This is a genomic window from Ruminococcoides intestinale (genome assembly GCF_040095935.1).
Classification (GTDB): Bacteria; Bacillota; Clostridia; order Oscillospirales; family Acutalibacteraceae; genus Ruminococcoides; species Ruminococcoides intestinale.
Genome location: NZ_JBBMFQ010000011.1, coordinates 1 through 12,095, shown reverse-complemented (window position 1 = coordinate 12,095; position 12,095 = coordinate 1). Strand labels below are relative to the sequence as shown.

Annotated in this window: 11 protein-coding genes and 2 pseudogenes; 2 read left to right on the top strand and 11 right to left on the bottom strand. The window is 31.1% G+C overall.

Features of this window, described 5'->3' with window-relative positions; translation table 11 throughout:
* Positions 1-37: 37 nt before the first annotated feature.
* The 8 genes and pseudogenes from WMO31_RS11035 to WMO31_RS11005 all read right to left on the bottom strand — a co-directional run bounded on the left by WMO31_RS11035 (position 38) and on the right by WMO31_RS11005 (position 7,298).
* Positions 38-1,381, bottom strand: a complete 1,344-nt coding sequence (locus WMO31_RS11035) for an ABC transporter substrate-binding protein (protein WP_367999722.1) — start codon at positions 1,379-1,381, stop codon at positions 38-40.
* A gap of 20 nt (positions 1,382-1,401) precedes the next feature.
* Entirely contained in the window at positions 1,402-2,772 is a 1,371-nt protein-coding gene (locus WMO31_RS11030) for an ABC transporter substrate-binding protein (RefSeq protein WP_367999721.1), read from the bottom strand.
* Positions 2,773-3,260: 488 nt separating this feature from the next.
* Positions 3,261-4,577, bottom strand: coding sequence for an ABC transporter substrate-binding protein (locus WMO31_RS11025; RefSeq protein ID WP_303829904.1), 1,317 nt, complete (start codon positions 4,575-4,577; stop codon positions 3,261-3,263).
* Between the two features lie 119 nt (positions 4,578-4,696).
* Positions 4,697-4,951 carry a hypothetical protein gene (locus tag WMO31_RS11020; protein ID WP_278867101.1) on the bottom strand — a complete coding sequence of 85 codons (255 nt, stop codon included), beginning with the start codon at positions 4,949-4,951 and terminating at the stop codon, positions 4,697-4,699.
* A gap of 47 nt (positions 4,952-4,998) precedes the next feature.
* On the bottom strand, positions 4,999-5,397 hold the full coding sequence (locus tag WMO31_RS11015) for a hypothetical protein (protein ID WP_278867104.1): 399 nt from the start codon (positions 5,395-5,397) through the stop codon (positions 4,999-5,001).
* A 157-nt stretch (positions 5,398-5,554) separates the two neighbouring features.
* A pseudogene (locus tag WMO31_RS11240) lies at positions 5,555-5,716 on the bottom strand (cysteine peptidase family C39 domain-containing protein); the annotation flags it as partial.
* Positions 5,717-5,824: 108 nt separating this feature from the next.
* Complete coding sequence (locus tag WMO31_RS11010; protein WP_367999720.1) at positions 5,825-7,141, bottom strand: ABC transporter substrate-binding protein; 1,317 nt, start codon at positions 7,139-7,141, stop codon at positions 5,825-5,827.
* Between the two features lie 61 nt (positions 7,142-7,202).
* A complete protein-coding gene (locus tag WMO31_RS11005; protein WP_117950541.1) occupies positions 7,203-7,298 on the bottom strand; it encodes an AgrD family cyclic lactone autoinducer peptide in 96 nt (31 codons plus the stop codon).
* A gap of 270 nt (positions 7,299-7,568) precedes the next feature.
* On the opposite strand from WMO31_RS11005, the gene WMO31_RS11000 reads away from it, so the two are divergent.
* Both WMO31_RS11000 and WMO31_RS10995 read left to right on the top strand, forming a co-directional pair.
* The gene (locus tag WMO31_RS11000) at positions 7,569-8,276 is read left to right on the top strand and encodes a LytR/AlgR family response regulator transcription factor (protein WP_367999719.1); all 708 of its coding nucleotides are present in this window, start codon (positions 7,569-7,571) and stop codon (positions 8,274-8,276) included.
* Positions 8,277-8,929: 653 nt separating this feature from the next.
* On the top strand, positions 8,930-9,571 hold the full coding sequence (locus WMO31_RS10995) for a sensor histidine kinase (RefSeq protein ID WP_293637227.1): 642 nt from the start codon (positions 8,930-8,932) through the stop codon (positions 9,569-9,571).
* A gap of 398 nt (positions 9,572-9,969) precedes the next feature.
* Here the strand turns inward: WMO31_RS10995 and WMO31_RS10990 are convergent, their stop codons facing one another.
* The 3 genes and pseudogenes from WMO31_RS10990 to WMO31_RS10980 all read right to left on the bottom strand — a co-directional run.
* Positions 9,970-11,259 (bottom strand): ATP-binding protein, encoded by a 1,290-nt coding sequence (locus WMO31_RS10990; protein ID WP_367999718.1) that lies wholly within the window; start codon positions 11,257-11,259, stop codon positions 9,970-9,972.
* Positions 11,260-11,591: 332 nt separating this feature from the next.
* Positions 11,592-11,825 (bottom strand): annotated as a pseudogene (locus WMO31_RS10985) (SPFH domain-containing protein); the annotation flags it as partial.
* 10 nt (positions 11,826-11,835) lie between these two features.
* The coding region (locus WMO31_RS10980; RefSeq protein WP_367999717.1) for an NfeD family protein at positions 11,836-12,095 on the bottom strand (260 nt) is incomplete at its 5' end.

The window sequence follows — 12,095 nt, the reverse complement described above, 5'->3', positions numbered from 1 at the left end:
CCCACCTTTCGGCACAATCCACTCCATATACCCTCATTCATTCTGTTAAATAAATTTCCGTAGCAGCCGAAAGCTGACGAATAAATTTATCCTTTGATATACCTTTATTTATATAATTGTCAACAATGTCACCGATAACATTGTCATTATAATATGAATGTGACACATCTCGATACAAGGTGCAAGCGTTTACATTATCGGCAATGTCAATGTATGCTTTCATAAAATCGTTGTCAATCCCGATAATTTTATTGTTATCATCCGTTCTTGAGCCGGCAACAAGCTTAGCATTATCGTAAACAGACATATTCACAGGAAAACTCAAACTTCCTGATGCTGTTGCACCAATTTCTTGAATTTCATCACTAAGAGTATATTTTATAAACGCAAGTGCTTGCTCCTTTAGTTGTGTATTATTATTAATTGCATATCCAACCTGTATGTGTGCGGAATTAACATCTTTGTTTTTTGTCAATCCACGAAAAACTACAGGTGTTTCATTTATAGATTGATAATAAGAATAACTTCCTGCCATCAACGGAAATGACCGATTTATATACAATCCGTCAAACAATTCATTTGTATTGTTTTTTTGAGAAATCGTCAACATCTGCATCATTACATCTAAATTATCTTTAAATTCATCGGTATCAAAATACACAGCTTTATTTTCAAAATCAACATAGCTGTTTAAAAATCTGCAAAAGAGTTGCATTGGATAATCAAACCACAAAAAATCCGACAACTCATTAGATACAAATGAATAGCCTTCATCATTTAAAAAATAATTTTCAAATACATCTGAAAAATTACTGTATGTCAAAGAAAAGCCGTTATTTTCTTTGATATCGAAATTTTTCAATCTTTCTTCTGTAGATACCAATACATCAACTCCATAAAACAGCGGTACAATATATAAACCGTTATCATAAACTCCTGCGTTGAGTATGTTAACGTTATAATCATCAAGATTTATTACATTTGAAGAATTATCATCTTTTAACAAATCATAAATATTCATTAATGAACGGCTTTCAATTAATTTTTCAAAAGGCAATTTTTGACTAAGTGAAATAATATCAGGTCCACTTCCTGCCATAATTTCAGTTGATATCTGCGTTGACATTTCTTGTTCAGAATCAAATTTAACTATCTCAACTTGGAAAGACGGATTATTGCTGTTTATGCAGTATTTATTGTATTTTTCTATAATCCAAGACAGAAAGTCTTCATCATTTAATGTGTAATAAACAAGATGATTTTGTTCGCTGTTATTTTTTATTGCACAACTTGAAAATGGAGTAATTATTATAACACTTAAAAGTATAGCTAGTATGACTTTAATAGATTCATGCGGTTTAAATAAAAAGCGTGTGAACATAATTACATTTTATCCTTAGTCTATTCCGTTAAATAAATTTCCGTTGCCGCTGTGAGTTGGCGTATAAACTTTTCTTTTGAAATATCTCCTTTTAAATATTTATCAACTATATCAACAATTACTGACGAGTTGTAATAGGTGGTTTTTAAATTTTTATAATTATATAAGGTACACCCGCTTATATCATCAATTATACCCAAATAATCTTTCCAAAATATTGAATCCACATTTTCTGAAAATTCTTTTTCTTCTTCATCAAATTCTCCGTCTTCGTTGTAATCCCACTCCTCGGCAGTTTCAACTTCAACAGCATAGTCAAAAGCTTTATTATTCACCGGCAACGATATTTCATTTGTGCCTGAAAATCCCTTATCGCTCCTACTTCCGCACCAATATTCTTGAACATCCTCGCTTAAACAATATTCAATAAATCTTAATGCCTTATCTTTTTTATCTGAATTTTGATTTATAGCTATTCCGCACTCAACATAAGCTGTTATTTTGTTCTCATAGCTAAAATTTGGCAAAATAGCAGGAGTTTTGTTTTGTAAAAAAATATTGTAATAAGCTGTTTTTATACCTCCTATTGTACCGCCAAAAAGTAACCTAGGAGTAGACAATATACAACCATTGTTTTCTGAATTATATAAATCATAATATACATTCTCGTTGGTGTTATCATTATTTATCAACTTCTTAATATAATCTATATTTTCCAAAAAGCTATTGGTGTCAAAGTTTGTTGTTTTATTATCAAAATTTACATAGCTATCTATAAATGAATACAAAAGGCTATAGTTATCACTTTCATTTCCAAAAAGCGAACAGGAAACTTTTTCTTGTGAAAGTTGTCTAGATAATTCTTTATAGGAAAAATCAGAAAAATTTAAATCATGTTCTTTTAATTTTTCTTGAGTAGAAATAAATATATTGGGACAATAGAAAAAAGGCACAAAATACCGTTTTCTGTTAACTATTCCCGATTCCATTACTTTTGTGTTATAATCATTAAAGTCGATATTAGAACCATATGTATTTATAAGCTCGTCAACATCCGCAAATGCGTGATTTTCAATAAGTTTTTCAAATGGCAATGGTTGATCTAACGAAATAATATCCGGTCCATCGCCTGACATAAATTCCGTTGCCATTATTGTGTACATTTCTTCTAACGAATCATACGCTACAATTTCTATTTGATAGGACTCATCGTAATGCTTTTTACAATATTTATTGTACCTTTTAATAATATCGCAAATAGCATCATCATAGTATGCACAATATGTAAGCTTTGAAGAATTGCTTGAAGCTGTGCTTTCACCACATCCGCTGAAAACAAACACAGTAATAATAAATTGTAATGTTAAAATTATCGCAATTTTATTTTTCATAATGCTTCACCTTGTGATTATATATATCTTAACATAATTCTAAATTATTAATCTGTAGTCTATCTGAATTTTTATTATTTAAATCAACAATAACGCTCTACTTGTTAATTCATACGGATAAGTAGCGAAATTAATATGCACTGAGTTAAATTCACTTCATTCATAATTGAAAGTAACATAGTTATATATCAGATATGATTTTTAACACTCGAATATAATTTTCTTTATTATCTGTTTCACTTCCTATATATAATTTAGCTTTTTTCATATATTTTTCAAATGCTGCCACATTAACCTGTATATCATTTGTTTCAATTTTCATTTGCTGTTTGTTACTCAAAACAAATTTTATAAATTCATATGCAAATTGTTTGTTATTAGAATTATTATTAATATGCAGCTTAATATTTTCATCGCTAAACCTTTATTTTCTTAAATTATATTTCGAGAAAACATCTTATAAACATCGTTTTACTTTTCAAAAATATTTACTCTTCAAGATAAATTTCAGTTTTTGATTTGAGCTCTTTAATAAATTTATTTTCATCTATTTCATCGGATAAAAATTTATCTACAATATCACCTATAACCTCTGTGTTATAATAATCATACAATCCATAAAGTCTATAGCTTTTTATGTTATCAACGTAATCCTTTGCATACATAAAATTAGCTTCTGAAATATTTGCAGTGTTATTAATATACTTTACCTCTTTTGCTTTATCAAATAATTTACTGTAAGATTCATTGTTGACGGGATATTCCCAGCCACTTCCGTAAGAGGTTGTCGGTAGATATTCCTCTATATTCGCTCCGCAAAAATCACTCTGCACCTTTTCCGATAACGCATACTCAATAAACTCAAGAGCTTTTTCTTTGTTGTCGGAATTATTGCTAATAAAAATTGCATCGGTTATAACACCCATGGACTCACCGTCTTTATTCGGTGTATTCAAAATTATAGGCTCGTCATTATCATTTTCAATGTCTGCAATTTCATCATATAACGCAAATAATTCAATCTGACCGTTTGATGATAACATTGACACTATGTTATCTTCATTTTTCTCATTACTGCTGTATAGTTCTTTTAGTGAGGTGACAGACTTTCTAAAGTCGTCGCTGTCGAAATCATATTCCTGAGAATATAGGTCAACATTTTCATTTATTAAATTCAGAAAAACATTTTTATAATCCTCAACGCTGGAAAACAGAGCTTGATTATTATCATCATTATTAATACTTCCGCTCAATTCTTTGATGTTATCGTATGTTAAATTCGGTTGTTCGTTGTCTAAATATTTTGATAATTTGCTTGATGAGGAGAGTAAAATCTGAGGCTCAAATGTTACAGGAATAAAATATCTTTTTCCATCGTAAATACCCGCATCAAGAATATTAGAATTATAATCGGATAATTTCAATTTATCCTTGTCTTCGCTATTAGAAATAATATCGTCAATATTTGCAAATACACCCTGTTTAATAAGTTTTTCTGTTGATGATGATAATAGAGATAATTCACCAGATGTAATAATATCAGGACCTTTCCCTGCCATAAGCTCAGTTGTAAGTTGACTTGTCATTTTTTCAATATTATCAAACTCAACAATATTGATTCTATTTTGAACATTCTCACATTTTTCATTATATTGATATATTAAAATAGAAACTGGTGATACATACGGCTCATAATGATAATAAGTAATTGTATTCTCCTCTTTTTTGTCTGCTTCACATCCGACGCAGGTTAAAACAGAAAATATTAATACGACTGCTAATAAAATACTTACAAATTTTTTCATCAGCTTACTCCTCTGTATAATAATAATTTACTTTAAACAAAAGTTTATTGATACAACTATGTCAAAATTTACGGATAACATGTTAAAAGTATATAGTAAATGATGTTGCTATTTAATTATTATCCAAGAAATACAACACTTGAATTTCCTGTAACCTGATATTTTCCAGGGCCGTATTTATGACTATTTGCGTATGCTATTGCGGCCTTTGTGTGCGCACTTACTTTATCACACTTATAAGTATAAGACTTTTTATAGAACCCATAATTGTTACAACCAAGTACCAAAATGCAACCGCCATTTATATCTTCTGTACTTACTGGTTTAATAAAATTTGAAGTTTTGACATATTCATTTAGATTTATTTTTTTCATTGAAATTTCTCCTTTCACAATCATTCCTATATACTTTAACATACTTTCTAAAACAAAAAAATGTTTGAAACATTGCATAAGAACTCATTTATCGGTACAGAACACATATTTGTAAAATTGCCTTCATAAAATGAAACATATTTTTCATTAATATCAACTAGTAGTGCATAATGATATCCATTCGCTTTTGCTTTATTTAATAAGCATATTGCTGGTAAATTAACTTCCGTGATTTCAGATATGCTTTCAATTTGATATGACTCATCGTAATGCTTTGTACAATATTTATTGTACTTTTCAATAATATCGCAAATAGCATCCTCATAGTATGCACAATATGTAAGCTTTGAGGAATTGCTTGAAGCTGTACTTTCACCACATCCGCTGAAAGCAAACACAGTAATAATAAATTGTAATGTTAAAATTATCGCAATTTTATTTTTCATAATGATTCACCTTGTGATTATATATCTTAACATAATTCTAAATTATTAATCTGTAGTCTATCTGAATTTTTATTATTTAAATCAACAATAACGCTCTACTTGTTAATTCATACGGATAAGTAGCGAAATTAATATGCACTGAGTTAAATTCACTTCATTAATAATTGAAAGTAACATATAAACCCTTTGCAGGGTCGGGAACTACTACAGTATCACCCTTAACTTTAGTTACAACTACATAATGCAATAAGGAATCGTCAATTATCACGTGTGCAATTGCAGGCAAAGGCAATTTATTAGTTAACACACTTTTATCCGCTTCAACAACTTTTTGCTAAAAACCAAAATGCTCAATTACCTTTACTAGTCCGTGTACATTGGTACCTTGGCGGTCAGTGCCTGCAATATCCCTAATTTTTGCATAACACTATTCATCTAAATAAATTTCAGTTTTTGATTTGAGCTCTTTAATAAATTTATTTTCATCTATTTCATCGGATAAAAATTTATCTACAATATCACCTATAACCTCTGTATTATAATAATTATACAATCCATAAAGTCTATAGCTTTTTATGTTATCAACGTAATCCTTTGCATACATAAAATTAGCTTCTGAAATATTTGCAGTGTTATTAATATACTTTACCTCTTTTGTTTTATCAAATAATTTACTGTAAGATTCATTGTTGACGGGATATTCCCAGCCACTTCCGTAAGAGGTTGTCGGTAGATATTCCTCTATATTCGCTCCGCAAAAAGCACTCTGCACCTTTTCCGATAACGCATACTCAATAAACTCAAGAGCTTTTTCTTTGTTGTCGGAATTATTGCTAATAAAAATTGCATCGGTTATAACACCCGTGGACTCACCGTCTTTATTCGGTGTATTCAAAATTATGGGCTCGTCATTATCATTTTCAATGTCTGCAATTTCATCATATAACGCAAATAATTCAATCTGACCGTTCGATGATAACATTGGCACTATGTTATCTTCATTTTTCTCATTACTGCTGTATAGTTCTTTTAGTGAGGTGACAGACTTTCTAAAGTCATCGCTATCGAAATCATATTTTTGAGAATAGAAGTCAACATTTTCATCTATTAAATTAAGAAAAACATTTTTATAATCCTCAACGCCGGAAAACAGAGCTTGATTATTATCATCATTATTAATATTTCCGCTCAATTCTTTGATGTTACCGTATGTTAAATCCGGTTGTTCGTTGTCTAAATATTTTGATAATTTGCTTGATGAGGAGAGTAAAATCTGAGGCTCAAATGTTACAGGAATAAAATATCTTTTTCCATCGTAAACACCCGCATCAAGAATATTAGAATTATAATCGGATAATTTCAATTTATCCTTGTCTTCGCTATTAGAAATAATATCGTCAATATTTGCAAATACACCCTGTTTAATAAGTTTTTCTGTTGATAATGATAATAGAGATAATTCACCAGATGTAATAATATCAGGACCTTTCCCTGCCATTATTTCGGTTGAAAGACGACTTGCCATTTCTTTCATATCATCAAACTCAACAACATTTATTTTATAATCTGTATTACCAAATTTCTTGTTATAATCATATATAAGGGAGCTGACTGTTGATACTTGCGGTTCATAGTGATAATAAGTAATTGTATTCTCCTCTTTTTTATCTGCTTCACATCCGACGCAGGTTAAAACAGAAAATATTAATACGACTGCCAATAAAATACTTACAAATTTTTTCATCAGCTTACTCCTCTGTATAATAATAATTTACTTTAAACAAAAGTTTATTGATACAACTATGTCAAAATTTACGGATAAACTTAGCTAAGCTCTTCGGTACTTTGGGTTGATAAATCACATAGCATACTGAAGAATTTTCATTGGTCTTTAATGTAATAGTTCAACATTTTTAATTCCATTTCTCATCTTGTTTGATAATCTTTTTTTATTTTCTTCATAATATCATTCCTCCCTTCGTGAGGATTTTAGCACACATTAATAGTAAAAACATAATTCTTGCAAAAATGATGTCAAATTTGCTCAAAGTGATGTGATTTTAAAATTATTAAGGTAAAATTTGAAATTTTGCATCTAAAGCAATAACATTTAATGACATTTTTTGCAATATATGTTATAATTATGTCATAATTCATGGGAGGTTTTTCTTTTGAAAGTATTAATTTGTGACGATGATAAATGTATTGTCGATGAAATAAAAAACAATCTGAATACATTTTCAGATAAACATAGAATAGTTTTTGATATTGATTTGTTTTACAATGGTGTAGAGCTGCTGAATAGTAATATCAGTTATGATATGGCGTTCATTGATATTGAAATGCCTCTGGTAAATGGTCTAACTTTGTCCGCACAATTAAAAAAGGTAAACTCTAATATAATTATTTTTATTATAACCTCGCATGATGCTTATCTTGATGACGCTATGGATTTGGACGTGTTTCGCTATCTGTCAAAGCCTATTGACAATAACCGTTTTTTCAGGGCATTAAATACGGCTATTAACTATTATCATTCCAATACTCAAATAATAACTCTTGAATACTATGACGAGTATTATTCTGTTTTCACAAGCGATATAGTATATATAACTATTGAAGAAAGAAAGGCTGCTATTATAACACGTCAGAAGAAGTTTTATACAAATAAAAAATTAAGTTATTGGAAAGAAAAACTAAAGGATTACGATTATTTTGCACAACCACATTACAGTTATCTTGTTAATCTGAGGTATGTCTCGGATTTTAATAAGACTGAGCTTAATATTAATGTAGATTTAAAAAGTGAAACTCTACCTATATCTCAAAGGAACTATTCAAACTTTAAAAAGGCATATTTTGCATACATAGGGGTATAAAAATGGTATATACAATTTGCTATGCGTTTGTTTTTCTTGCTGAAATTCTGATATCACTGTTTTATTTTGAAAACAAATTTGAAAGAAAATCAAGCAAAAAATTTTTGTTATTTTCAGTTGTTATTGTGTATGTATTATTGTATTTATCTCGATTATTGAATTTAACATTGGTTAATTTAATTGCATTTTTTGCGTGTAACTTCTTTTTACTTTATTTTTGTTATTTCATAAGTGTTAAATCCTGTATTTTCCACTGTAGCATATTACTTATATTTATGGCAATCACAGAAAGTATTGTCTTGTTTGTTTCAACAGTATTATTCGGTACGGATTTTTTCACTTCCATGGATAATTCTTTAAGTCTCATTATTCAAGCGACTATCAGTAAACTGTTATATTTTTTGATAATTTACTTTGTATCAAAATTCTCAATAAAAGAACATAAATCAGAAAGTTATTCTCTTTCTATACCTCTCTTGGTTTTACCTGCCTCAAGTATTCTGCTACTGTATGCAGTATCACATGCACTACACAATTTTGATTTAGAACAAAAATACATATATTTATTAATAATAAGTATGGTGCTATTACTTTTCTCAAATATAGCGGTTTTTTGGGTATATGAATTTACTTTGAAAACTCAAAGACACAATATGAAATTGGAATATGAAAGGCAAAAGGAAAAATCTACAGCTGAGTATTATGATTTACTTAATGAGCAAAATGAAAACTCAAAAATTGTTATGCACGACATAAAACGGCATTTAAATGCCATTAAGAGCATTGCCAAAGACAAGTCTGTTACAGAGTACATAGACGATTTTATTGAAGACTTCAGCATAAATAAATCTGTTGATTACTGCAACAATCCTATGGTCAATTCAATCGTTAACAGGTACAAATCCTTCTGTGACAAGTTCGGAGTGAAGATGAATATTGACATCAGAAGTGCTGATTTTGGCTTTATGAGTGAACCCGACATAACTGCTCTGCTTGACAATCTGCTTGAAAACGCAGTTGAAGCGGCACAAAATACAGAGAACGGATTTATAGATTTTTCGGCTTTCGTCCGCAAAAATAAGTATCTGTCAATACAGCTTACAAACTCGGTCAAGAATATTGTAGCCGTCAAGAACAACCGCATAGCATCATCAAAAAAATCTGACGCAATACATGGAACGGGACTGAAAAGCATTAAAAGAGTAGTTAAAAAATATGACGGTGAAATAAATATGAAATTCAATGAGGATGATATGACCTTCACCTCAAACATTGTGTTTGAAATTCGGAGATAACGCAGTAATCGAATCATATAATTCCTTGACTAATGAAATGCATTATATAATGAAAAATTCCAATACCTAATAATACTGATATCAGCAAGATGAGATCTAATTGATGGAATTAAGAATCGGAAAGAAATTGCAAATATAAAGAGTTTTGCAGTGAGCTTGTAAAATAAAGTGTGTAAGTTAAAAAAATAGCTTACACACTTTTCTTGTCAAAGCCGTGATAAAAACAGCATTACAACTTCACAAACACAATCAAAGGCACAGCTGAACGGATTTTTCCGTAAGCTGTGCCTTGTTCTTAGTTGTGTATCACTTGCTCTTTTACAATTTCTGTTGCTTATAAATTTCATACATTCTTATTTTTCGGCTTTCCGCAACTACTGACATTGAGCCTATTTAGTTTACAATTCGAGGGAATTTACATTCAGCAAGAACTCATAAAGTCCGAGATGAAGTATTCCGTCCTCGTCCGTCCAAGACTTCATTGAAGTTTTGCTGATAATAATCTTTTTAAAGAAATCCTTGGTGTTCTTCAAAGGTCTGAGTTCGGTTTCAAGTTTTGACGGGTCCGAAACATTTAGTGCGGATTGAATATAGTATTTTTTAGAACCCTTGTTTACTACAAAATCTATCTCGCACTGTTTTTTTGACCTCTTTCCTACACTCGTTTCCACGATTTCTACAACACCGACATCAACGGAATACTCTCGACACAGAAGTTCATTGTATATAATATTCTCCATTATGTGCGTTTCTTCCTGCTGCCTGAAATTAAGTCTTGCGTTGCGAAGTCCGATGTCGGCGCAATAATACTTTGATGGGTATTCAAAATACTTCTTGCCTTTTACATCGTATCGTTTCGCATTGCTGAACAGAAACGATTCAATTAGATAATTCAGATAGTTGGAAACGGTTGTACCTGAAACCTTAATATTTTTCACCGTCTGCAAGGTATTTGATATTTTGCTTGCATTGGTAAACGAACCGACAGAAGAACAAAGATCATCCGTTAATTCGCTGAGCACATCAGGCAACTCAATATCATAACGCTCCACAATGTCTTTGAAATAAACCTCGGTGAAAAGAGTGTGCAAATAGTTCATCTTCTCCGCATCGCTCTTTTTTGTTAAAACAAGCGGCATACCGCCATATAAAGCGTATTCCTCATAGGCGTCGGATTTATCTCCGCCCACAAAAGAATAATACTCTTTGAAAGAGATAGGATAAACTCTAACCTCATCACCTCTGCCACGAAAGGCAGTCAGTACATCTTTCGTGAGCATTTTTGAATTACTGCCTGTTACATAAATGTCAACATTGCGAAGCCGCATAAGACCGTTGAGTACATTGTAAAGCTTAATGTTCTCAGGGTTTTTAAGTTCATCCTTTGTGATTGCGTACTGCACCTCATCAATGAGAATATAGTACATATCTAAGTTCACGATTTTCCCACGAATATATTTTGACAGTTCATCGGGATCACGGTACTTTACAAAGGTATCATCATCCAAGGCAATCGTAATGATCTGTTCTTCTTTTACACCGCTTTCAATCAGATAATCGTAAAACAGATTGAACAGCAGAAAACTCTTACCGCATCTTCTAATTCCGGTAATGACCTTAATCAGTCCGTTTTCTTTTCTGTCAATAATTCTGTTAAGATATTCGTCACGCTTAATAATGTTCTGCATTGTAGCCCTCCGCTCACTTAAAACTTATGGGTATTTTCCCTTGACTTTCAAGTATAGTATACCACCATTTTTGCAAAATATCAAGCACTTACTTGAAACTTAAGTGTATTTGCACCTAAGTTTTTATTATATTTCCAACATCTCTCCCCCTCTCTATTCTACCGTCCTCATCAGTCATTCTTGCAACACGAAAAATGAGTATACAAGAATTTTAGGCATAAAAAAAGAGCCCCATGGCTCAGATATTAAAAATATTAAATAAGTAATTGTTATTGATTATCTTCAATTTTCTGATATGCACTTACTTTTTAAGATTTACAAGAAGGTATCGTTTTATTCACTCCATGCTGTGGAGGGAAGTCGATCACTTGCTCTTTTAATGAAACTTTCTTTGAGATTTTGTCGATGAACGGAATTTTTACATGCAATCCTGTTGACCAAGTTACATGATATGTTCCGAGTCTTTCAATTACATATGCGTGTGCCTGCGGTACTACCTTGACATTGCTTACGATTACTATAAGCAGGATTAAAAGGATAATTCCTAAAATAATAAGTCCTAACATTATTTACCTCTCATTCTGATATGGGTTCTACAATGAGCTTTACGCCCTCGATTGCAAGAACCTTAACTTTTGTTCCTTTTAAAAGCGGTGCTTTGTCGGACTTTACCGTCCAAGTTTCCGCACCAACTTTTGCCTGTGCTGTTTTGTCAATATCGGTTAAATCTGTGAGCATAAATCCGACTTGACCGATGTAGCGGTCTGCGTTTGTTCCCGTTGTTTTGTTACGCCTTTTAAAGCGTTTTACAAGCGGTCGTGTCACAATAAGCGAAA